This window comes from Mucilaginibacter ximonensis (genome assembly GCF_042686265.1).
GTDB lineage: Bacteria > Bacteroidota > Bacteroidia > Sphingobacteriales > Sphingobacteriaceae > Mucilaginibacter > Mucilaginibacter ximonensis.
In genome coordinates this window covers 18653-41160 of sequence record NZ_JBHUPD010000001.1, presented here as the reverse complement: position 1 = coordinate 41160, position 22508 = coordinate 18653, and the positions used below count along the sequence as shown (strand labels likewise).

The following is a 22508-nucleotide window of genomic DNA, read 5'->3' as shown; positions in this document are numbered from 1 at the left end:
AATTGGCATTTAATACATATTAAACATGGCAAAATCACATGACAAACCTGATATCACTACAGATGATATTGAAAAAACAAAGGCCTATGCCGATGCGGTTAACAACCTTAACACATCTTTAACAGGTGTAAACTCTGCCCTGCCCAAATTTGCAGACGGGTTTGAAACCGGGCTGAAAGCGATTGCCGAAAAACTGCCGGATGTAGTTGCAGCTATGACGAATTTAAACGTCCAAAATAAAGAGCTGGCTTCAAACGGGCAAAAACCAGTAAGCGTGCTGACTCAATTAGGCACTGCTTTATTATCCTGGAACTCAGCTTTATCGGTAGGTATTACTTTAATAACTGCCTATGCTCCTAAAATTTTGTCGTTTATTGGTAAACTCTTCGACTCAAGCAAAGCCAGGGCTGCGGCTCAGGCACTAAAAGATTATAATGATGTGTGGTCTTCATACACAAGAAACCTTGCCCTTGAAACAAGTGAATTACAGACTTTACTATCCGTAGCAAAAAATGAAAGTATAGCAAAAGAGACCCGTTTGGAAGCAATAAAAAAATTAAACGATGCTTCGCCGGCCTATCTCAGTTCGCTTACGTTGGCAAACGTACAAACCAAACAAGGTACGGAAGCTGTTAATGAATACGTTAAAGCGCTCAAAAGAAAATCCTTCGAGGAGTCTGCACAATCCAAGATGACTGAATTACTAAAAGCACGCATGGATTTGAGTCCTGGCTATCAAGCGGCCAAATCAGCGGTTACAAAATTCAGGAGTGAAAAGGCGAAAGATCCAAATGCAGGAAAATCATACTTTGCCAATCAAGGTTCAGCTTTGGGCACAGGCAGCACGATAGATTATGCTGATTTAGCGGAAAAAGAGTTTAAAAAGTATGTAGATAAGGATGCTGCTTTAACTGAACGTATAAAAAATCTTAAAAGCCTATTAGCTAGTCAACTCGTGGGTTTAGCGCCAAAAGCATCACCGCAACAAAAACCAGAAGGCAAAAACTATTGGCTACAATTATTGGAAAGCGAGGAAGCCGATTTAGACAAGTTAGATGCCGGAGCTAAAGATTTTGAAGCTAAAGCAAATCCCATCATCGAGAAAATAAAAAGGACAAAAAAAATGCTGTCCAAGTATGTGGTGGCAGACGCGCAGATAAAAATTAACACAAACGATCACGATAAGAATATCGCATCTGATGACAAACCTATTGGCGCTATCCAGATCGAAGCCCTTGCTGATGATTTTGCTAAAAGAGTTGAGATTACCAACCAGGGTTATGAGGCCGAATTAGCGGCACTAAAACAACAGCTGGATAAAAAACTAATCACCCAACAGCAATATGAGCAACAAAGTGAAGCGCTAAAGACAAAGTATCATCAAAACATAGGCGATCAGGTAGAGGCCTTTAGGGTGCAGGATCTTGATAACGCAAAGAAGCACCTACAGGATCTGGCAGAGCAGGCGCACCTGGCAGAAGCCATTCCAAATGATCAGGAAAAAATAAAGAAAGCTGTTTTACCAGCCGATAAACTCGCCGCCGACAAGGAACTGATTACTGACAAATATGATCTGGAGATATCCTTAGCTAAAGGCAATGCCGACAAGATCAAACAACTGGAGCAAAGCAAGCAACAGGATATAACCGAGCTCAATAAGCGTTATACCGAAGAGCGTAAAGACTTTGAAGTAAAAACCGCGCAAGAAGTATCCAATGCTGCGTTCTCCATCCTGCAAAACAGCATCAAATCGCAAAGCGAGGCCAAGATCAAACAGCTTGAAACGCAGAAAGCTTCAGAACTGAATAACAGCAGCCTTACCTCATCGCAAAAAAAGGCTATTGAAGATAAGTACGCTAAAAAAGAAGCTGAAGAAAAAACGAAAGCCTTTAAAGCTGAGCAAAAGGCATCTATACTGCAGGCGGTTATTAACGGGGCCCTGGCCATTACGAAAGTTACGGCACAAACCGGTGTCGCGTCGGCATTCATTATCCCCAGTATTATAGCGGAGACCGCTATACAGGTAGCCACCATAGCCGCGCAAAAAGCGCCGCAATATGCTAAAGGCGGTGTACATTACCAGTCGGACGGGCGGGGCGCTTTACTGCCCGGCTACAGTCGTACCGATAATATGAATGCGCAACTACGCTCGGGCGAGGCGGTGGTGGTCTCAGAAGCAATGCGCGACCCATGGGCCCGTAACCTGGTAAGCGCCATTAATGTCGCCTATGGCGGCAGGGACTTTTCGGTTGCTAACCCGAGTCGTGGTTATGCCATTGGCGGCATTTTTACTGATGGCGGCAACTCAAACCGTTATTATAACGCGCCAATGAACGATCAGAAAGACCTGGCCAATACCATAGCCTACCAGATGATCAATAACTTCCCTCCAGTGTATGTGGACGTAAAGGATATCAATAATCAGCAGAGCATATTGGCGCAGACTATTAACAGGGTTAATTTGTGAGCTGAAAGCTAAAGACTAAAGCTAAAAGCAAACCCCTCACCTAATCAACTCAATTTAAACCACTCACTCACAATCATGAACATCAAAACCGCTAACGCCTTGTTTGACGAAGGCATATTTTCTGAACTGTATAAAGCCGGCTTTATCACAACCAAAGTTTTTGTATATCGCGAGATATACCTGTGGGTGCAAGCGCAAATTAAAACGCGAAACGTCACCAAGAACCAGGCAGTGCTGGAAGCTGAAGTGAAATTTGAAAAGGATGAGCGCACCATTTGGCGCGCGCTCAATAGTTTTAGCGATGCTGACAAAGTAGTGTCACCAGCGGTACAAAATACTTTTCCGACCTTTAATGTATGCCAATCGGCATAATAAACATCAACAAAACTTAAAATAGCTTGTCATCTCGAATGGAGTGAGAGATCTATACATTTGGTAAGCATTCGTGGTTATGAACGGGTGTATAGATTTCTTGCTACGCTCGAAATGACAAGAAGAAAATGAGGTACTGACAAACTGCTGTCACCATCCTCAAAAGAAATAGTGCCGACATTTGTATAGTTCAATCGAACAAAATAAAAAGCGATCACTGACAAACCACCGTCACCATCGCAACCAGAAATAACCCGGATATTTGTATCATATCCTTAAGCCGGAAACCTTCCCGGCAAAATCTCATATCTCAAATCTAATATCTCACATCTCTCAAAACATGAGTTACAAGATCTATTTATACGACACTGAAACCGACTGTATTGGGTCGGGCACCTTATCATCAGCCTACCTGCATACGCAGCTTGAAGCGGCGGCCGGCCAGGATGTAGACGTTCACATTAGCTCGGTAGGTGGCAGCGCCTTTGACGCAATAGCCATTTATGACTTACTAAAAAAGTATACCGGCAATGTAACTACGTACATCGATGCGCTGGCCGCCAGCGCTGCCTCGGTAGTGGCAATGGGTGGTAAAAAAGTTATCATGAGTAAGTATGCCCTCCTCATGATCCATAAACCAATGGTAGGTAGCGGCGGCAATGCCGACGAACTGCTGAAGGACGTGCAGATGCTGAATGTAGTACAATCGCGCCTGGCGCAGATTTACATGGACAAGACCGGGTTGGACGGCGTTACTGTTAATAGTTTGATTAACGCCGTCACCTGGTTATCTGCCGACCAGGCGCTTGATCTGGGTTTTATAGACGAAATTGAAGACTATACAAGCGATATCACCAACAGCGCCATCATTCAAAATTACACCAATACTGCACCCATATTTTATCAACGCTATATCAATAAAATCTTAAACAAAAACAGTAACATGAACAACGAGAACAGAGACCTTATCGAAAAAACCACATCGGTGCTGGATAAGATCATGAACTTTTTCAAAAAGGTGGTAAACAAACAAACCATTACCGACAAGGGCCTTCTACATCACGCCGGCGAACTGGCCGAGGGCACAGAAGTTTATCAGGATGAAGACATGACCATCCCCACCCCTGCCGACACTTACACCACTGCCGAGGGCAAAAAAATTGTAGTTAAAGGCGGCTGTGCTGATACGATAACCGCGCCAAGCGATGATGCAGACGATGACGGCGACATTCCGGACGACAAATTAAAGGCCGGCGACGTTCAAAATCGCATCAAACAGATCAAAGCCAAATTACATGCGCAAAATCAGTTGTTAACAGAAGCGCGCGAAGCTTTAGAAACCGCAAATGAGCGTTTGCAAAAAACCAACGAGCAGGTGCGCAACGAAATCAAATCAACCTTTACTCCAGAAGGTTCAAAAAGAAGCAATAAGGCTAAAGCCGAAACCACACCCTTCTTTGCTCCCCAAAGTACGCTGGCCCAAAATGCGGTTAAACGTGCGGTAGCTAAGTAGTGGTTAAATAGTGAATGGTTGATTGAGTTAAGTAGTTATTAATGCTAGCTATAACGTCACAAACCACTCACCCAATTAACTTAATCAACCTAACCCAACTTTCCCAAAAAAGACAAATTATAACAAATGGCTCAATTTACATTCACAAACAACACTTATGCCGGCGAAGCGCTGGCAGGATTTATGGCCAGCACGCTGCTTGAAGCCGACTCGGTAAAGCGTGGCTTACTGACGGTCATAAACGACGTAAAATCGCGCAAGGTAATTCTTGATGTTGATGACGATGTGGTACTACAAGACCCATCAGGCTTATTCAACGACCAGGGCACTACCGCGCAACAGACCGAGAGCTACCTTGACCCGGTGGTTTACGAGTTCATGAAACAAGAACAATGGGACAAGCTGGCCCAGGCCTGGGAAGCCCAAAGCCTGAAACCCGGCGCCTTTATGGATTACGAGGGTGTGGTCGACCTGTCTGACTTTATGGTTCAGCGTTACTTAACCAAAATTCAAATTGCTAATGAGCGCTTGTACTGGCTGGGTAAATCGGCTACTAAAGAAGCTTCGTTCACGGCATCATTTAATGGTTTATTGCCGACTATATCAGCCGCTAGCGGGGTTTACAAGGTAGGCTTAGGTAAACCGGCTACCTCAATGTCGGCATCGGCCATTAGTGCCAGTGGCGTAGTTACAGTTTCAAGTACCGCTACCTTATCAGATGGTGACGTGGTAAGCATCACAGGCGTAACCGGAACTATTAAAGACACCACCAATGGCGGTAGCGGTATTGATGTTCAAGGTCAATCATACTTTATCCAGGTAGCTAGTGCAACTACTTTCAAACTGGTGCGCAACTATAACGAGATCAATACCCGTAAACCGGCAACTTTCTCAGGCTCGGCATCAGCAGCAACTGTAAGCTACATTAATGCCAGCAACGTATTAGACGTGCTCACCGGCGTTTATGCCCAACTTGACCCGGCAGACAGAAGTCAGGAAGACTTTAACCTGCAGATACCATTACACGTAGGTTATGCTTACGCTCAAGCTCAGGCCAACAAAGCGGTAAACGTATTGAACGCTTTTAGCGACAGCAAGAAAATGGATTACCTGGGCCTGCCGTTGCAATTAATGAACCACTGGCAAGCCAACACCATTTTAGGTGCGCGCTCGTCAAACTTATTCTTAGGTGTTGACTTGTTAGGCGATGCTTCTGAACTATCAACCGTTTACATGAAACCATACACCAACGATGATGTGGTACGCATGAAAGCCCGTATGAAAGCGGCAGTTAACTTCAAATTTGCTAACGAGCTGTTTTACCTTTCTGCCTAAATTTTAATGAGTGAATGAATGGTTGAGCGAATGAGTGAGTAAACTCATCAATCACTAAAAAACCAACATTCACTCAATCACTCATTCAATAATTCACTAATTATTTATCCATGCCAATTTATAATAAAATAAACGCCGGCTTTAGTCTGGCCACAGGTGCGCCGGTCACCTCAGGTATTGAAGATGTCATCTACATTTTTAATGAAGATGATATCACGTTAACTTATGATGTCGCCAATCCGTTGATCATTACCGGCCTTACCGCTGTTAGCTCGGCCAAAGTATACAAATTTGAAGGCACCAACAATAGCTTCAACGCAACTTCAAAACTGGCTAAAACCCAAGTCGGTCCACGTTATACCGAAGAGATTGATTTCAATATTGCCGGTTTGTCTGTCGATGTTAAAACGCAATTAATGGCCATGGGTTATGGCCGTGTGCGCGCTATCGTGATCAACAACTACAAATCAAGCGACTCGACTATTGAGCTATTTGGTGCCGTTAATGGCTTGATCCTGACAGACGCTGAGCGCAATGCAGCCGACGAAACCGTCGAAGGTGGTTACAAATTAAAACTAACCAATCCGGACAAGCTGAAAGAGCCATATCCACCAAGAGCAGTATCTATCGCACCCGAAAGTGGCACGGCTACTTACGCAAGCACAGTTGCTGCCATAGAGGCTTTATTGGCCTAACAAACGCTTCATGGTTGATGGTTCATTGCGGAAATGGCTAATTGACCAATGGGCCACAACCATGATCTATCCTGAACCATTAACCATGATTTATGACTAAAAAGAAATATATACTTAAACCAGGCAAACATCAGTTTGCGCCAGGATCGGCGGCGATGCACGAGAATGACTCGTTGACGGATAAGGAAGCAGCATGGTATATCAAACGCTATCCGCACATCAAAACGCTGTTTGAACAATTGCCTGGACGGCAATCATCCCCGATAAAACAAACCCAAAGCGAGGAGGGCAAATGAAAACCTACTTACCACAAATAGAACGCAGAATTTTAGTTCGCCCAAATCAAACTTTCGGCATACTTAACTATGATCTGGACAATGCTTACCCGCAGCGGATGCTGGAACTGGTGGCCGGGTCGCCAACGGCTAAAGACTGTTGGAACAAACGTGCCAAGTTCATTGCCGGTAACGGCTTCGAGGACAAAGATCTGGGCAAGCAAATTGTCAATCAAAAAGGCCTGACTATAGCCAAACTTTTAAAAGCTATAGCAACCGACAAAGCTTTATTTACCGGGTTCGGCATCCATGTTAATTATAACGCCAATTACCAGGTATCGTCAGTAAACTATGTAAAATTTGAGGACATTCGGATGGGTGATACCGATAGCCCTGACACTGCAGACAAATTTGCTTTGTATAACGACTGGGGGCGCAAAACCTGGAAAAACATCATGCGCAGCAAGATCGTCTTTCTGGATAAATATGATCCGGCTCCCGAGATAATACAACAACAGGTAGATGCCGCCGGTGGTTGGGCGAATTATAAAGGCCAGCTTTATTATTTCAATCCGGAGATTGATGATTATCCCTTGATTGAGGCCGATAGCGTTTGGGAAGATTTTGAGACCGAAGCCGGTATCAAAATCTTCAATAACCGTGAAGTCACTACGGGTTTCCTACCGTCAACGATGTTGTTCATGCAGTCGCGCAGAGAAGAAGCCGACAACAGCCGGCCCGAAGATAGCGAACAGTCTTTCAGCATTCAGCCCTCGCAACTGGAAAAAGATCTGGGCGAATTTCAGGGCACCAAAAGTGCCCAAAAGATCATTGTGATTGAGTACGAGGATGAGAGCCAAAAGCCTGAATTTAAGCCTTACACCATCCAAAACAACGACAAGCTTTTTGAAACTACCGAGCGATCTGTAGAGGCCCGTATAGTTAAAGGCTTCTCCGTTCCGAAAGAGCTGATCAATGCCGAGAAAGCTTCAGGACTGAGTAACGGTGGTGAGAAAAAAGAAGCGCTCCGCGAGTTCAATGACAACACGGCAACCGACCGTTTAGAAATAGCTGATGCTTTTGCCGAGATATTTGGCAGGTTTTATGTCGATGTTAATCCCTCAGCTAACTGGAACATTATCCCAATACCTGCTTCAGTAGCAGACGATGCTGCAGGCATATTAGCCGGCTCAAGCATTAACCAGCTATTGTTATCTGACTTGCCGGCGGCAAACAAAATTGCTACACTAATTTACGCATATGGTTTTAAGCGCCAGGAGGCGCAGGAAATGGTTGAGGCTGAACTTTAAACTAAATGAATATGAATCCAATTTTAATTGATCAAAATACTTTTCAGCGATACGAAGACATTTCTGTCAACATTAAACCAGAGCGTCTAAATGTTTTCATTAACAAAGCACAGGATCTGGATTTGAAGCCGTTTTTAGGATACGCTTTATACTATGATTTCATCAAACATTTTAATGATGACGGAACTATTAAAGACGATGCTCCGCAAACCTACAAAGACTTGTTAAACGGCAGCGAGTACCTGGATAAACACGGCAACATTGTACTTTATGAAGGGCTGTTACCTACGTTGCTTTATTTCGCTTTCGCGCGGTTTATCGAGGCAGACGCCATCCGCTACACTTCAAGCGGACCGGTTATCAAATCGCGTGATGGCAGTGCTTCGGTTACACCACAATACATTACCAAATTAGTGCAACAACAGCGTAGCACTGCTAATGCACACGCTAACGAGGTAGAAAAATTTTTGTGGGACCACCGGGCTGATTTTCCGCTCTGGCGTTTTAGCAGCAAGAACAAAAATGCGCGTCAACCAGGCGCTCGTATTCGCGGCATCGACAAAACCGACTTTAATTACCCCGGTGGCAGTTATGATCAAACTAATTATTTACCGCTAACAGAAATATAATGTCAGATAAAAAAATAAGCGATCTAACCGAAGCGGGCGCCATTAATCAAACAGATGTTTCAATCCTGGTAAGTAGTGGTAGCGATTATAAGTTTGCCTTTTCAACGCTGTTGCAATTTCTGGGTAACAACTTAAATGTTGGCGCAAATATCTCATTCGGCACTACACTACCTCAAAACATATCAGGCAAAAACGGCGATTTGTTTATCAATACAACAAGCGGCTCATTTGCCCAAAAGGTATCAGGTATATGGTCGGTAGTTTATACACTGCCGTCAAACAATACGCAAACAGATACCACAGTTTTATATGGTTCAGGGATACCCGCATCATCGGCAGGCAACAATGGAGATACTTATATCAACACGGGAACCGGCGTTTTTTACAAGAAATCGGCTGGCAATTGGGGGCAAGTATTTTCCATGCAAACCGGGCCCCAAGGTCCGCAGGGCACAGCTGGCATAAACGGGAGCAACGGCACAAATGGTTTAAGCGTTTTAAATGGCTTTGGCAATCCCTCTAACCTAAACACCGGTGTCAATGGCGATTTCTATATCAATACCAGTAATTACACCCTTTTTGGCCCCAAAACCGGCGGTAACTGGGGTGAGGGCGTTTCACTAATTCCTCCCGGACTAAAAGCCGGAGGTGCAGCCGGCCAGGCATTAATTAAAGCAAGTGATAACGACTATGATACTGAATGGAATACATTGAATATTTCGTTTGAAGCCATTGAAGGCCAACCTTCAGATAATGCGCCCCTTAGTTCTATACTAAATAATAAAGTAGATAAGGTTACCGGCTACAGTTTGAGCCAGGAGAATTACACTACCGCTGAGAAAAGCAAACTAGCTAACCTTTCAGAGCATTTTAAAGGTAAATTCACTACGCTGTCTGCGCTAACAACAGCTAATCCGACAGGTAATTTAGGCGACTATGCATTTGTGGATACCGGTACCGGTTATGATTCAAAAATGTATATCTGGGATGGTGATGACAACACGTGGGTGATGAGCTCGGGCGAAACAACACCCGACGCTACCGAGACAAGTTCCGGACTGATTGAACTTGCCACAATAGCCGAAGCTTTAGCCCGTACTGATGACCAGCGTGCCATGACTGCCTTAAAAACCATAAGCCTGATACTGGATGAAAAGAAAAAAGTAAGCTATCAAATAAATCCGGTGAGCTTAAATGAAGTAAGCATATTGATGGAAAATTCCGGCCAGGTAAACAGCATTCTGATCTCAGGTGCAAACAATGCCAAATTAAAAATAGGCACTAGTGGAACTTATCCAACAGGCGCCCAAACATATCCCTTCCCCTATTCGGCCGGCGACCGTGTGTTTATCACGTACAACTACAATGATTTAACACAAGCAAGCTGTAATGTTAAACTAAAATGTCAAGACAACTAATATGAGTGCAACCTATAACTGGGCTTATAAGCCCGGAGTAACCAATAAATATGGCATATCAATCGCAAGCAGTGCCGACAATGTTAGGCCTTCAAATGCCTGCTATGTGGCTTTGTATGGTAATGATACCACAGGGAATGGTAGCAGGCAATATCCTTATAGGACGATAACCAAAGCTGTAAATACAGTCAACCCATCTAATACAGTTTTCGTATTAGGTAGCGGCGTGTATCGTGAGATGCTGACAGGAGTTGTCTTGTCTTATGCAAATTTTGTAGGCGATGGCGATGTAACTATTGATGTCTCATATTTTACGACGAACTTATGGTCGGGACAATATTGCCCGCTATTATATAACATTACTTTCAAAGGTAACGGCAGTAGTTGTGCGGGCTTCGCACAAGTAACTACAATAAAAGATTGTGTATTTGATGGCGCAAGTCCTTCAGATAGGTTTCAGTTTGGTGGGGGTGGGATCCTTACAAATGTCATTATCAAAAATTATTTAAGTGTTTTATATTTTCAAGGTCAAATACCACCACTTACATTGAACAATATGACCTTTGTAAATTGTAATGCCCTAAGTTTTAGAAATGACACTTTATCGGCCGTCACATTATCAAGCTGTATTTTTTATAAATGCAACATTACATTTCAGAAAGATTTAGGCCCAAACAGTCTCAGATATTCTTTATTCTATCAGTGTAATTTTAGATTTAATGTTACGATTGATGGTAGCGGAGGCGCTGTTTACCCTAATGTGCCAGCAGGATACACTTACTATTCAGATTTTAACGCTATGAAAACCGCCTATAGTTCAGTGTTCCCTACATATCCTTCCTTTACTGGTTGTACAATAGCTGACCCTAAATTTAATAATCCATTTATAGGTGATTACACCCTTGCCTTTGACAGCCCGGCCAAAAACTTAAGTTATTTTGGGACTTATATAGGGGTATCCTCTATAGCTCAGTCTATTAAAGCACGGGCAATCGAAAGCGCAGGCGGGTTCGAGTTTTCAAGCGCACTTAATATTAACATTGCTGATGACAGCATTACGTTATCAGATTCGACTATAGACGGGCAAATTGATACAAAACCAATAGTCAATTTAATGAGCAGAGAAATAGCAAAATTACCATCATATGGCTTCAATGCGGATCGAAATGGCCAGTATATTGATAGTATTGCAGATTTGGATATAACAACCAGTGTGGCGGGCAGCACTTTATCTATACCCGCACCATACATAGTTGAAAATGGCACAATAGTTTATAACGGATTCACTTATCAGCCAGGTGACCGCTTTACTACAATTGCCGGTCAAACAACATTTACAACAGTGGCTAATGGAGTAGTTCGTGAAATTATTGAAGCTCCGCAACGTCATACCATAATGGCAAGATTTGGTGATGGTGGCACTTCGGTAAGTGTGGGTACTGCATTAACGTTAGGTTATTATTATTACGTAAGTGCAGGTTCTATTACTTACGATAGCATTATCTATAACTTTGGAGACATTTTTAGAGCCGTAGATACTAATTCGTTTTCGGGAGCTGGTAGTGTAATTATAGCCCTTTCAACAGAGTCTTTTCAACACTACGAGCCAGGTATAAAGCCTACTAGCAACAATACTGGCGACATGCGCACCGGTTCAATCATTAGGGGCAATGGCGACCCAGCATATATAAGAGGAGGATTGAGCGTTCAGGAGTTTCCCGTCAATGCCAAATTTATTCAGATCAGGTACATAATTAAAGCGAATAATTTAAAACCGTGATGGCATACAATGTTATAACAGGAGAAATAAATTATAACACCTTGTATTTTGTTGGTGGAGAGAAATCGGTAATTTATAATTCAGTAACCTATACAACCGGGCAGCTATTCCGAGGCATATCGAATATTAAATCATTTACATACTCAGGGGTTGGAACTCAAGCACTTTATGAAGTAACGGAAATTTCAGGTGGTGGTGTAGAATATGTTGATACAAGCGCGAATCTATTTACGTTTCCGGATCTAGCTTCAATACAGGGGCTAGCAATAGAATATTTGCTAGCCGATGCTGAAAAAACTGTTCAAGAAACCACTAAAATAAGAGGGTTCGCAATAGAATTAATTGATTATCCCTTTTATTCCTTTAGCATAATAGAAACCCATCTATAAAAATTTAAATTTGCAAATGCCGTCTAATGAACAACCTCAACTAAGTGATGTTTTAAAAGCAGATTTTTTTCCTTCATTAGATGGGCTACGAGGCATAGCAATAATTTTAGTTGTTTTCTCACACCTAAAGTTTCAGCCTTACATTATTTTCAATGGAGCTTTAGGGGTAGATGTTTTTTTTGTATTAAGTGGATTTTTGATAACATCCCTCTGCATTAAAGAAAAGAATAATAATGGAGACATTTCGTTAAAAAAATTTTATATCCGTCGGGCATTAAGAATATTTCCGGTTGCTTACTTATATTTATTTTTATTAGCTATATTAAATAGTATCTATCATCTTGATATTACTTGGTTTCAATTTTTAGGAGCGGCTTTATATCTCACAAATGCAAGTTATTTTAGAGCCCATAGTTTTTCTTGGTTTACCGGGCATTTTTGGTCACTAGCCGTGGAAGAACAATTTTATTTAATTTTTCCATTTTTATTAAAAAAGCAGTCTAAGCTCTACTTTGGATTCATAATATTTATCGTTTTTATTCTCCCGATTCTTTGTTATCTACAATACCAAATCCCTGGGTTAAATAAAGGACTATTTTATTTGCTCACCCATTATTTTATAAAATTTCAAGGAATAGCAATAGGGTGCTTATTCTCTATTCTTGCTTTCCACAAAACTTTAGATAGCAATACTTTTTTCAAATACAAATTAACAGTTAATATAATCGCTATATTATTAGTTTTCACATTGCGCTATAATGATTTCTTTTCAATAAATTCTGTCTTCAATAATTTTTCTATCTCATTATTATTGGGTTATCTCATAGTTACCAACATTACGCCGTCAACTGATTTTATATTTAAAGGACTTAATAGCAAAATTTTGACCACTATCGGTAAATTGTCATACAGTATTTACATATGGCAATCTTTATTTACCTCAAATGGTTTTGTCTCAAATAGCAATGAGTTGCCTTATATAATATCGCATTATCCATATAACTTAATCTGGATAATAGTAATCCCCTCTTGCTCGTATTATTTTTACGAAAAGTTTTTCCTTAACTTAAAAAATCGCTTTAAAGCAAATTCTAAGGCTGCTGTCAGGGCTTAAGAATTATTGACGATTCTAACCATCGTCGTATTTGCTTTTCTTTAAAAGTTGATAGAATAGTACTTACCGAGTTTACTTCATTCATTGACATTCAGTTTCTTTAGCGTCATGTCCTTTATCAACCTCCCCTCCTTCATTTCCATCCTATCTTCCGTCGGTTTCGGAATGGGAATAACCATTATCGCCTCACGCAAAAAAACAAAAGCTGAGACTTTGCTCGCTGAAACCCAGGCAAAGTTTACCGAGGTCGAAATGTACAGTAAAATGCTTAGCGACCTGAAAATGCAATCTGAAATACAAGCGCAACAAATACTTATGCTGCAACAAAAAGAGGGCGAATATTTAAAAATAATCCGCGCGCAAACTTCCAGGGAAAGAGAGCTAACAAAAAAAATTAATCAAATGGGTGTCGAAATCACCTTATTAAAAAACAAATTAACTGTTTATGAACAAGCTTAAAAACCGGCTGATAAATAGCTGGGATCTTCTGACAAAAGCAATCCGCCAGCACGGCGAATATTTATTATTGATATCAGCCGTTTTCCTTTTCTTGGTTTCACCACTAATTTTAAGATGGTATGATCCTACAGCAGGCACTTTTGACATCGGCGTTTTACAGGTAAATATTACCTCAATTATCAGTCTGTTTATTTTTTGCTCGGTATCATGGTTGGTTATTAAGGTGATATGGCCTGATCTGCGCAACTTCTTCGAAAATGAGTTCGGGACGGCTTTCAAATCTTTAACATCATGGCAAAAAATACTTACCTCTTTATTTGTTTACTGCTTTATAATATTGGTATTAGTTATGCTCAACCAGGCAATACCGGCAGTACAATCATCCGTCATAAAGTAGCATTAACCTATGCATCACAAACAGGCGTCCGCGAACTAACCGGCAACAATGACGGCAAAGCAGTTGAGACGTATCTTCGCTACTGTGGGCTTTCAAAAGGCGAACCGTGGTGCGCATCCTTCGTGTGTTGGGTTTACGGGCAAAATAATGTTCTGAACCCCAGAAGTGGTTACTGTCCGGATCTGTTTAAACCAAAAAAGATTATATGGAAACGAAACTCCAATCGAAACGCGACACCTCTGCAGGGAGACGTGTTCGGAATTTACTTCCCGGGTAAACAAAGAATTGCCCATACGGGGTTTATAGATAAGTGGGGCACAACTCAAGTTTACACTGTTGAAGGTAATACCAATCAAGCCGGGAGCAGAGAAGGTGATGGTGTATACTGCAAAATACGACTAACCAGGCAAATTTATGCCGCAGCAAGATTTATCAAATGAAAATTTATTTAATACTAGCCTTTTGTGCGATTTTTATTTCATGTTCAAAAAAAACGCATACTGCCGATTCAACTCATGCAACATCAAAAATTCAGGAGTTTAAAGATAGCGTTAATGACAGCAATTTATTGACTATAGACAAGTCTGTAACCACTACAAACATGGATCTGGATACCGCGATTGTGATTACAGGACATTCCTTATTGGGTAACTTCAACCTGCAAGACTCATCCGGTCATTTTGAAAACAATGATTTAACTATCGACTTCACCACAGATAAATTGGGTTTAAATATTGCGTTTAAAGCATCTCCTAAATCAAAAGTCATCAACGCCCACTATCACCAAAAAAGTGTAATTCAAAACAATGTTTTGAAAACGGACAAATCTAAATTAAGCACTGTAAGGAAAACTGATATTCAACGTGATTCTACTTATAAGCATATTGCAGATCAAAGTGATCCAAGTGTTATAAGCAATTTAAAATCTACTATTGGTTGGATTATTATATTACTAATGATAGGTACGATCGTATTCTTCCTCGTAAAGAAACAGCTGCTAAAGCTTTAAATCAAAGTGTGCCCGGAACGAGATTCGAACTCGTACATCCTTTCGAATGCCACCCCCTCAAGATGGTGCGTCTACCAATTTCGCCACCCGGGCTTGTAATACTACAAATATGCAAAAAAGCCTCTTTTCAAGAAGAGGCTTTTTTATTTAGGGCGTGCCCGAGGAGAGACTCGAACTCTCAAGAGACAATTCTCAACGGCTTCTGAGACCGCAACGTTTACCAATTTCGCCACCCGGGCTAATAAAAGCAGGCTGCAAATATAGTTTTTCTCGGTATAAAATAAATATTAAAGTATAAGTCTGTTGCAAAAAAAATAGCATAACAATACCTTCGTACATTTAAGCCATTGATGATTAGACCAGTATGATCAAAAACAAACTATCGTATTTTTTTAAAGCTATTTTTTTATTTCTTCCCGTAATGTCAGCAGCACAACGTGTACAGATAATAAACCAAAATAAGTCGGTTAGCATTCGGGGCTTATCAGTGGTTGATGACAAAATAGCATGGATTAGCAGTAGCCAGGGTTACATTGCTAATACATTGGATGGCGGTAACACCTGGAAATGGCGGCAAGTAAAAGGTTTTGAAAAAGCTGATTTTAGGGATATTGAAGCTTTCTCGGCTAAAGAAGCTATTATTCTAAGCTCAGGAACGCCGGCCATGATCTTAAAAACCACAGATGGCGGTAATACCTGGAAAGTAAAATACAGTCAAAATGATAGCACATATTTTTTAGATGCGATGGACTTTGATAAACCCAACCATGGTTTTGTAATGGGCGATCCGATAAAAAATAAGTTTTTATTACTAGAAACTAAAAATGGGGGTAATAATTGGCAATCTATTGACGGTCCGGACGCCATTAATAGTCAGGCGGCCTTTGCTGCGAGCGGCACCTGCTTAATACTTAAAGCCACGCCAACGGTAGTTACCGGCGGTGGTGCGGCTGAGGTGATCAGTAAAAATCATTCGGTTTGGCAACACACATCGTTGCCTATCACACACGGACAAAACAGTCGGGGTGCGTTTTCAATTTCTGGCGATAGAAAACGCCTGGTGGTAGTAGGAGGCGACTATATAAATAATAAAAGGCGCGATTCGACGGTTTGCTACTCTATCAATAGTGGTCAAATTTGGCTCTCCGCCAATAGTTTTCCGTCTGGTTATCAGTCATGTGTGGAATATATAGAGGCTACCACTTTTCTGTCCACTGGCACAGCCGGCACCAATATTAGCATGGATGGTGGAAAAAACTGGACACAAATTGACGGGCAGAGCTTCAATGTTTGTCGTAAAGCAAAACGCGGAAAACTGGTACTTTTAGCTGGCGACAGCGGTAAAATTGGAATATTTAAAAAATAGTACACTGTAAATGAAGCGCTTAAAAAAACTTTAAAATAAATTAAATTAACCCTTGCACAGATACCTTAATAGCTCTATATTTGCACCACTTTAATCGGAAACGGTTAATGATTCCGTAGCTCAGCCGGTAGAGCATAACACTTTTAATGTTGGGGTCCTGGGTTCGAGTCCCAGCGGGATCACTTAAGGAAACAACCACTTTTGGTTGTTTCCTTTTTTTATGCCCATAATAGTCTCATAAGCAGACTCTTAGCATGCAGCAAAAAGTGATTCAATTTTTACAATTTTGATTTTATACCGTTTCTAAATTTGGTCTGTTTTTTTAATGGCGGAGGGTCTAAGCCCTATTTTTAAGGTTCGATTTCCACTTAAGGTATCAAGAGGCATTCTATCGTCAGGCTTCTTGCTAAATTTAGCTACAAGATAGAGGAAGTCCAAAATAACACTGGCTTCGTCGTCATCCACTACTATGTTATTTAGAGCCAAAATATGAACAGCTTTTTTAACTGTTACATTTCGATCCTTAAACTGTAGACTGGGCGCGAACAAGCCCTTTTCTATTATTGGCGCAGTCTGTATATATTTTTTAAATGAAAAAATTTTTGTCAACGCATGATTCAAATGCAATGAGAAATTTCCGAAAGTATCGATTCCGCGGGGTGATATAAAATTAATCATGTGCATTTTGTCATTCACGTTCGAATCCTTAAATCGAGAGAGTATTTTGTCGAAAGAGTAAAGTGAATTGAGCTGTTTGTCAACACAACTCAGTTTGATCGTAACTTTGTTTAGCTCATCATTTAAAAGCCATCGAATTCTATCTTTCCGGCGACAAACAGCTTGGCTTTTGTACTTCCGTCTTTCATTATGGTAATCCTTTCAAGTATGATCTACCGATTATATAGTGACCTGAGCTGGATAAGGAAAGTATTTTAGGGTTGAGGCCATGTGATTGGCTTTTATTTTTACTTAAGGACAAATTAGGGTGCAGATTTCCCAGTATGGATTAAGTCATACCCTTATCGTTATATCTTTACTACAAAATCTCTGCAGTTATCTGCAGCCGAAAGATATAATTGATGGTAGTTGCATAAACCATCCCTATCCCGCACGGAAGCGTACCCGGAGCTCATCGATGTGAGTCCGGGATAAGTTTTTTCGATTACTGCGGGATCATCTTCAAAATGGATGCACATTTGGCATATTTCCACAGTTTTATTGGCTAGCTGCACTGAGTTCAAAATGCGCATGACTTAATGAGTGATGAGGGTTGACCAATAATGACCGAAAATAAAAACCGAAAGGATATAGCCTAAGATTACATTGATAACGACTCCAGCAGTAAAAGCTATTATCGGTTTGCTACCAACAGATGCTAACTCGCGGAAACGTGTAGTTAAGCCAATGCTGAAAAAACTAAAGGTAAATGCCCACGTACGTAACGACGTAATCGGCGTTATCAATGCCGGTTTTATTACCTTATTATACTCTGCTAAGCTGTGACCATGTATAATTAATGAAGTTAATATCGAAGCAATCAGAAAGCCGATAACAAATTTAGGAAAGCGCCACCATATTTGCCCGGCCTGCACTTTTGAATTGATTTCTGAACGCTCCCAATAAGTAACCGAAATCACAGCCAACGCAAATGCCCATATGCCTATCCAAACGTCGCGACCAATTACCTTAATAAGGGTATAAGATGCAACGGCCTGATCTGCAGTTCCGGCAATAACATGACTGTTGGCTAAACCACCGTACGATTGCGCAGCAGCCAATCCAGCGGCATCGGCAAACTCGGAGGTACCTATCCATGCGCCACCAACTCCGGCTGGTAATTGAAGGCTGCGGCATATTAACGGTAAGACAAATATCATGATGATAGCATATATAACTACTAAGCTTATAGCTATGGGCGGATGCTCTTTTTTGGCTCTTACAGAGCCGGCTATCGCAATTGATGCGGACACACCACATACTGCCCCTCCCGCACCCAATACAGCTGCAAGCCTACGATCAAGTCCTAACTTGCGGCCCACAAAGAAAATAGTAAGAAATGTAGCCAGCGAAACAACAGAAGCTTGTAAAATAGCTATAGGGCCTGCCCATAGAATCAAGGTAAAAGGTAGTGTAGCCCCCAGCAATATGATACCTAATTTAATATAAAACTCTACTCTGAAGCCGGCGTCCAACCAACGCGGTAATGTTGTAATATTTGATATTAGCAGGCCTAGGCCAAGGGCTACCAGCGGAGGTTCAAGTGTATATTTACCTGCCTGATCCCAACTGCCAAGGGTGTAAACTATTGTTGAAACAATAAACACAAAAATAAATGCCGGTATAAAGTTTCTGGGTTTTTGCCCGATACGCGATGTAACTTTAGTAAAAAGTACCAAAAGTAGCCCTAAGAGGGCCAGGTACTTAACAGCATTCTTAGAAAACTGATCGGCCAGTTGAGAAAAGTTTGACCATTTGCCGGGACTAACCGCTATCCATGATATACTGGAGCCTGACAGATAAAATAAATAAGCCCCAGTCACAATACTAAGGCCCAGGATAACGGCCCACCAGTCTTCGGTGAGCGTTTTTTGAGTTAATTTCGCTTTTTGAGTTTCCCCAACCGCGCTTTCTAAATTGACGTTTTTTGCCATTTGTTTGATTTTAATTGGTTATTAAATATTTGGTTATTCTGGTTTAAATAATAGTGTACCATCGGGCTTTATCTGCCAAGAGGTGATTGGATTCATGTGATAGCCGCCGGTTTTTGTACCACGGGCTGTGGTCAATTGTTGCAAAGTAGGCTGCATATAGCCGGTTTCGTCCGTTGCGCGGCTTAGGATCTCGGTAGGTGTGCCATTCCACCCCCATAAATATCTGAAGTAGGTATGAGCCTTGCTTAGTATCGGACCCTGCAAGCTGGCCTCATTCCAGGTTTGACCGGCATCTGTGCTTACCTCCACTTTGGTAATTTTACCGCGGCCGCTCCACGCCAGTCCACGAATTTCTATCCAGCCTGTTTTTATTTTATTGGGGTAGCAGGGATAAGTAATAATGGATCGCGCATCCATCTCAAAACTGAACATCCTGATCTTGTCATTTACCGGATATGTATATTTTGAGGTCTCCTCACGCGTCATCCATGGCTCATCGCCTATCTCAATACGGCGCAGCCATTTGATATTCATATTACCCTCAAAACCCGGCAGCAATAACCTGGCGGGATAGCCCTGCTCAGGCCGTATAGCTTCGCCGTTTTGGGCGTAGACAATCATAGCATCGTCCCAGGCTTTCCACATGGGTATGGTGCGTGTCATCACTGCGGCGTCCGACCCTTCAGCCAGGAACCATTTGGCTTCGTGACTTGCACCCACCTCTCTGAATACAGTAGACAATAGTACGCCCGTCCATTCGCTCTGGCTGGTTAAGCCGAGAATATCCTGCGGGGTCATTTCCTCTTTACCAGTTCTGAAGTTACCGGCACACTCTATAAAACATGTGCGTGTTACTGCAGGAAAGCTTTTCAGATCGGCCAGAGTAAACTTCATCGGCCTGGCAACCATGCCATGTATTAATAGTTCATATTTTTCAGGGTCGATATCAGGGATACCGGCATGATGCCGCTCGTAATGCAGATCGGACGGTGTAATAGTGCTGTACAGATCTTGCAGCGGCGTTCGCGATGATATATCTGACGGGGACTTGATAGGATGCTCAAACTTAGAACGCTGCCCTAACTTGCTCGGACCGCGGCCGGGCGTTTTGGTTGGGTCGCCCGGATCAAGCATCGGCAGTCTTTTAGCCAATACCTTACTTACCGGTAATACAGTAGCACCAAGAATTCCACCCAAAAGGCTACGGCGACTGATCTTTCTATGTTTCCTTTTATCCATCGTTATTTTACTTCAGAGCCGCCTCTGCGGTCGTCAAAAACAAATAATTTGCGTGCCGGCATTATTATTTTAGGTAGTGAGCTGGCATTTTGAACGGTATCAGCAGTGACATGGTTGACGTTGAGCAGGTAAGCCGTCAAGCTGTAAATTTCTGTGTTGCTCAACGAGCCCGGCTGTGGGTAAGGCATGGCCCGGCGAATGTAATCGAATAAAGTGGTAGCATAAGGCCAGTAATTACCAATGGTTTTTTCTTTTACTTTTAAAATGGTATCCCCGATCAATGCAGGGCCCAGGGTCTTCGCATTTACTTGCCCTATTGACTTTTCACCGTGGCAGGCTACGCATTTTTGTATGTAGATGGCCCGGCCTTCGTGTACGCTGCCTTGCCCTACCGGTAAGCCTTTTCCATCGGGACGGATGTCGATGTCCCAGGCGGCTATTTCAGTTTGATTAGCAGCTCTGCCGAAGCCAAACTTTGATGGCCAATTGTTGGTATCGATATTGGTCCCCCTTTTGTCATCGCGACCATAGCGTGGCAATCGCAAGGAAAAAGGCATTGTTCGCGATTGCTTTGCAACGCTCGCAATGACAAATTCTTTATTTGTAAAAGCCAGCGAGCCCATCAAACCTTGTATTACCATTACAACGATCCCTGCCTTTCTCATACCCCTATCTTAAAAATATCTTTTAAAAGACGTTTGGCAGCATGATAGCCGCACATACCGTGTACGCCGCCACCGGGCGGAGTTGATGATGAACAGATATACAACCCTTTAGCCGATGTGCGATAAGGCGAACTTCGCAAGGCCGGGCGGGTAAACAACTGCGCCAAATCAATAATGCCACCGTTAATATCGCCGCCAATGTAATTGGAATTATAAGCTTCCAGTTGTTTGGTATTCAGTGTGTGCCGATGTAATATCCGGTCGCGAAAACCGGGTGCGAAACGTTCTATTTGTTTTTCGATATTAATGGTCATGTTTTTAGTTGAACCGTTGGGGACATGGCAATACCCCCAGGCTACATGTTTGCCCTCCGGTGCGCGCGACCGGTCAAAAATCGATGGCTGCGTGAGCAATACAAACGGATTGGTTGGATGCGCTCCTTTACTGGTCGCGGCTTCGTTTTCGGCAATTTCTTTAAGCGTCCCGCCAATGTGGATGGTTGATGCCCTGCCGAGTTCCTCAGCTTTAAAAGGGATAGGCTCTGCAAGTGCCCAATCAATCTTAAACACTCCCATACCATAGCGATAACGTTCCAGTTGCCATTTATAAATATTAGACAACCTATGCCCGGCTATCTCCAACAATTGTCTTGGTGTTACATCAAACAAAACTGCCCTTGCCGCGGGCAACTGGTTAAGCGAAACGATGTAAGTATCCGTTTCAATCTTTCCACCAAGGCTAATAAAGTAATTGGCTAAGGCATTAGCTATACTTTTAGAGCCGCCTTTAGGTATAGGCCAGCCTTTTAAATGTCCATTGACAGTCAACACCAGGGCGATAGCTGATGTAGCCAGGTTTGACAGCGGTTGTATGGCATGCGCCGCCATACCCGCAAATAAACCTTTAGCCTTTTCAGTCTTGAATTTTTTGGACAGCCGCGTAGCGGGTTGCAAAGCATTCAAGCCAAATCCCGCCATATCCATTGGATGTTTCGGAAAGCTTATCGGCCCCAAAGCATCGCCGGCTATCCGTGGCCATGCCTCAACCAGCGGACTGATCAATTGCAGGTAAGCGTCCTTATCCTCGCCCAAAGCCGCAGCTGTGTTCTCGAGTGATCTCTGGAGGATTGCGGCCGTACCATCATCAAAGGGATGCGCAGCGGCAATTTCCGGGTAAATGTATTCCAAGCCAAATTTCTCCAATGGTAAGGTTTCAAAAAATGGTGATGCCGCAGCCATCGGGTGCACCGCCGAACAAACGTCGTGCAGATAGCCGGGCAACGTCAGCTCCTGAGTGCGCAACCCGCCGCCGATAGTTTCTTTACCTTCCAACACCAGCACAGAAAGGCCGTGCTGCTGCAATAAAATCGCAGCAGCCAACCCATTTGGCCCCGAGCCAACAATTATAGCATCAAACTCCGCCATG

21 protein-coding genes and 3 tRNA genes are annotated in these 22508 nt (G+C 42.5%); 17 read left to right on the top strand and 7 right to left on the bottom strand.

What is annotated here, in order from left to right; all coding sequences use genetic code 11:
* The first annotated feature begins 25 nt into the window (after window positions 1-25).
* The 15 genes from ACFS5N_RS00175 to ACFS5N_RS00105 all read left to right on the top strand — a co-directional run bounded on the left by ACFS5N_RS00175 (window position 26) and on the right by ACFS5N_RS00105 (window position 15162).
* Window positions 26-2467, top strand: a complete 2442-nt coding sequence (locus ACFS5N_RS00175) for a hypothetical protein (RefSeq protein ID WP_377180966.1) — start codon at window positions 26-28, stop codon at window positions 2465-2467.
* Between the two features lie 75 nt (window positions 2468-2542).
* Window positions 2543-2839 (top strand): hypothetical protein, encoded by a 297-nt coding sequence (locus ACFS5N_RS00170; RefSeq protein WP_377180964.1) that lies wholly within the window; start codon window positions 2543-2545, stop codon window positions 2837-2839.
* A 340-nt stretch (window positions 2840-3179) separates the two neighbouring features.
* A complete protein-coding gene (locus tag ACFS5N_RS00165) occupies window positions 3180-4352 on the top strand; it encodes a head maturation protease, ClpP-related (RefSeq protein ID WP_377180962.1) in 1173 nt (390 codons plus the stop codon).
* 126 nt (window positions 4353-4478) lie between these two features.
* A complete protein-coding gene (locus ACFS5N_RS00160; RefSeq protein ID WP_377180960.1) occupies window positions 4479-5687 on the top strand; it encodes a hypothetical protein in 1209 nt (402 codons plus the stop codon).
* Between the two features lie 110 nt (window positions 5688-5797).
* The gene (locus tag ACFS5N_RS00155; RefSeq protein ID WP_377180958.1) at window positions 5798-6382 is read left to right on the top strand and encodes a hypothetical protein; all 585 of its coding nucleotides are present in this window, start codon (window positions 5798-5800) and stop codon (window positions 6380-6382) included.
* A 92-nt stretch (window positions 6383-6474) separates the two neighbouring features.
* Complete coding sequence (locus ACFS5N_RS00150; RefSeq protein WP_377180956.1) at window positions 6475-6678, top strand: hypothetical protein; 204 nt, start codon at window positions 6475-6477, stop codon at window positions 6676-6678.
* On the top strand, window positions 6675-7967 hold the full coding sequence (locus tag ACFS5N_RS00145; protein WP_377180954.1) for a hypothetical protein: 1293 nt from the start codon (window positions 6675-6677) through the stop codon (window positions 7965-7967). Before ACFS5N_RS00150 ends, ACFS5N_RS00145 begins: the two co-directional genes overlap by 4 nt.
* An 11-nt stretch (window positions 7968-7978) precedes the next feature.
* Complete coding sequence (locus ACFS5N_RS00140; RefSeq protein ID WP_377180952.1) at window positions 7979-8596, top strand: DUF6712 family protein; 618 nt, start codon at window positions 7979-7981, stop codon at window positions 8594-8596.
* Window positions 8596-10014, top strand: a complete 1419-nt coding sequence (locus ACFS5N_RS00135; RefSeq protein ID WP_377180950.1) for a hypothetical protein — start codon at window positions 8596-8598, stop codon at window positions 10012-10014. Before ACFS5N_RS00140 ends, ACFS5N_RS00135 begins: the two co-directional genes overlap by 1 nt.
* Before the next feature lies 1 nt (window position 10015).
* Window positions 10016-11794, top strand: coding sequence for a DUF1565 domain-containing protein (locus ACFS5N_RS00130; protein ID WP_377180948.1), 1779 nt, complete (start codon window positions 10016-10018; stop codon window positions 11792-11794).
* Window positions 11794-12183, top strand: a complete 390-nt coding sequence (locus ACFS5N_RS00125) for a hypothetical protein (protein WP_377180946.1) — start codon at window positions 11794-11796, stop codon at window positions 12181-12183. Before ACFS5N_RS00130 ends, ACFS5N_RS00125 begins: the two co-directional genes overlap by 1 nt.
* A gap of 16 nt (window positions 12184-12199) precedes the next feature.
* Window positions 12200-13297: an acyltransferase family protein gene (locus tag ACFS5N_RS00120; RefSeq protein ID WP_377180944.1), complete on the top strand. Its 1098-nt coding sequence runs from the start codon at window positions 12200-12202 to the stop codon at window positions 13295-13297.
* Between the two features lie 108 nt (window positions 13298-13405).
* Window positions 13406-13756, top strand: a complete 351-nt coding sequence (locus ACFS5N_RS00115) for a hypothetical protein (RefSeq protein ID WP_377180942.1) — start codon at window positions 13406-13408, stop codon at window positions 13754-13756.
* A gap of 291 nt (window positions 13757-14047) precedes the next feature.
* A complete protein-coding gene (locus ACFS5N_RS00110) occupies window positions 14048-14593 on the top strand; it encodes a peptidoglycan-binding protein (RefSeq protein ID WP_377180940.1) in 546 nt (181 codons plus the stop codon).
* On the top strand, window positions 14590-15162 hold the full coding sequence (locus ACFS5N_RS00105; RefSeq protein WP_377180938.1) for a hypothetical protein: 573 nt from the start codon (window positions 14590-14592) through the stop codon (window positions 15160-15162). Before ACFS5N_RS00110 ends, ACFS5N_RS00105 begins: the two co-directional genes overlap by 4 nt.
* Before the next feature lie 9 nt (window positions 15163-15171).
* Here the strand turns inward: ACFS5N_RS00105 and ACFS5N_RS00100 are convergent.
* Window positions 15172-15255: transfer RNA gene (locus ACFS5N_RS00100), tRNA-Leu, on the bottom strand.
* Window positions 15256-15317: 62 nt separating this feature from the next.
* Window positions 15318-15401, bottom strand: a tRNA-Leu gene (locus tag ACFS5N_RS00095).
* Window positions 15402-15583: 182 nt separating this feature from the next.
* Between ACFS5N_RS00095 and ACFS5N_RS00090 the strand changes: the two genes are divergently transcribed.
* Complete coding sequence (locus ACFS5N_RS00090) at window positions 15584-16528, top strand: WD40/YVTN/BNR-like repeat-containing protein (protein ID WP_377180936.1); 945 nt, start codon at window positions 15584-15586, stop codon at window positions 16526-16528.
* 109 nt (window positions 16529-16637) lie between these two features.
* Window positions 16638-16710 (top strand) — tRNA-Lys (locus ACFS5N_RS00085).
* 121 nt (window positions 16711-16831) lie between these two features.
* Here the strand turns inward: ACFS5N_RS00085 and ACFS5N_RS00080 are convergent.
* From ACFS5N_RS00080 to ACFS5N_RS00060, 5 genes are all read right to left on the bottom strand, one after another.
* On the bottom strand, window positions 16832-17206 hold the full coding sequence (locus tag ACFS5N_RS00080) for a hypothetical protein (RefSeq protein WP_377180934.1): 375 nt from the start codon (window positions 17204-17206) through the stop codon (window positions 16832-16834).
* A 575-nt stretch (window positions 17207-17781) separates the two neighbouring features.
* Complete coding sequence (locus tag ACFS5N_RS00075; protein ID WP_377180932.1) at window positions 17782-19179, bottom strand: YeiH family protein; 1398 nt, start codon at window positions 19177-19179, stop codon at window positions 17782-17784.
* Between the two features lie 33 nt (window positions 19180-19212).
* Entirely contained in the window at window positions 19213-20418 is a 1206-nt protein-coding gene (gene soxC, locus ACFS5N_RS00070) for a sulfite dehydrogenase (RefSeq protein WP_377180929.1), read from the bottom strand.
* Window positions 20419-20420: 2 nt separating this feature from the next.
* Window positions 20421-21083 carry a c-type cytochrome gene (locus ACFS5N_RS00065; RefSeq protein ID WP_377180927.1) on the bottom strand — a complete coding sequence of 221 codons (663 nt, stop codon included), beginning with the start codon at window positions 21081-21083 and terminating at the stop codon, window positions 20421-20423.
* Complete coding sequence (locus ACFS5N_RS00060) at window positions 21080-22507, bottom strand: phytoene desaturase family protein (RefSeq protein ID WP_377180925.1); 1428 nt, start codon at window positions 22505-22507, stop codon at window positions 21080-21082. Before ACFS5N_RS00060 ends, ACFS5N_RS00065 begins: the two co-directional genes overlap by 4 nt.
* Window position 22508 lies beyond the last annotated feature (1 nt).

Bases quoted from the DNA above. Each gene is read 5' to 3' on its own strand.
- ACFS5N_RS00175 (WP_377180966.1), top strand. From the start codon at position 26: ATGGCAAAATCACATGACAAACCTGATATCACTACAGATGATATTGAA.
- ACFS5N_RS00170 (WP_377180964.1), top strand. From the start codon at position 2,543: ATGAACATCAAAACCGCTAACGCCTTGTTTGACGAAGGCATATTTTCT.
- ACFS5N_RS00165 (WP_377180962.1), top strand. From the start codon at position 3,180: ATGAGTTACAAGATCTATTTATACGACACTGAAACCGACTGTATTGGG.
- ACFS5N_RS00160 (WP_377180960.1), top strand. From the start codon at position 4,479: ATGGCTCAATTTACATTCACAAACAACACTTATGCCGGCGAAGCGCTG.
- ACFS5N_RS00155 (WP_377180958.1), top strand. From the start codon at position 5,798: ATGCCAATTTATAATAAAATAAACGCCGGCTTTAGTCTGGCCACAGGT.
- ACFS5N_RS00150 (WP_377180956.1), top strand. From the start codon at position 6,475: ATGACTAAAAAGAAATATATACTTAAACCAGGCAAACATCAGTTTGCG.
- ACFS5N_RS00145 (WP_377180954.1), top strand. From the start codon at position 6,675: ATGAAAACCTACTTACCACAAATAGAACGCAGAATTTTAGTTCGCCCA.
- ACFS5N_RS00140 (WP_377180952.1), top strand. From the start codon at position 7,979: ATGAATCCAATTTTAATTGATCAAAATACTTTTCAGCGATACGAAGAC.
- ACFS5N_RS00135 (WP_377180950.1), top strand. From the start codon at position 8,596: ATGTCAGATAAAAAAATAAGCGATCTAACCGAAGCGGGCGCCATTAAT.
- ACFS5N_RS00130 (WP_377180948.1), top strand. From the start codon at position 10,016: ATGAGTGCAACCTATAACTGGGCTTATAAGCCCGGAGTAACCAATAAA.
- ACFS5N_RS00125 (WP_377180946.1), top strand. From the start codon at position 11,794: ATGGCATACAATGTTATAACAGGAGAAATAAATTATAACACCTTGTAT.
- ACFS5N_RS00120 (WP_377180944.1), top strand. From the start codon at position 12,200: ATGCCGTCTAATGAACAACCTCAACTAAGTGATGTTTTAAAAGCAGAT.
- ACFS5N_RS00115 (WP_377180942.1), top strand. From the start codon at position 13,406: ATGTCCTTTATCAACCTCCCCTCCTTCATTTCCATCCTATCTTCCGTC.
- ACFS5N_RS00110 (WP_377180940.1), top strand. From the start codon at position 14,048: ATGGCAAAAAATACTTACCTCTTTATTTGTTTACTGCTTTATAATATT.
- ACFS5N_RS00105 (WP_377180938.1), top strand. From the start codon at position 14,590: ATGAAAATTTATTTAATACTAGCCTTTTGTGCGATTTTTATTTCATGT.
- ACFS5N_RS00090 (WP_377180936.1), top strand. From the start codon at position 15,584: ATGTCAGCAGCACAACGTGTACAGATAATAAACCAAAATAAGTCGGTT.
- ACFS5N_RS00080 (WP_377180934.1), bottom strand. From the start codon at position 17,206: ATGATTAATTTTATATCACCCCGCGGAATCGATACTTTCGGAAATTTC.
- ACFS5N_RS00075 (WP_377180932.1), bottom strand. From the start codon at position 19,179: ATGGCAAAAAACGTCAATTTAGAAAGCGCGGTTGGGGAAACTCAAAAA.
- soxC (WP_377180929.1), bottom strand. From the start codon at position 20,418: ATGGATAAAAGGAAACATAGAAAGATCAGTCGCCGTAGCCTTTTGGGT.
- ACFS5N_RS00065 (WP_377180927.1), bottom strand. From the start codon at position 21,083: ATGAGAAAGGCAGGGATCGTTGTAATGGTAATACAAGGTTTGATGGGC.
- ACFS5N_RS00060 (WP_377180925.1), bottom strand. From the start codon at position 22,507: ATGGCGGAGTTTGATGCTATAATTGTTGGCTCGGGGCCAAATGGGTTG.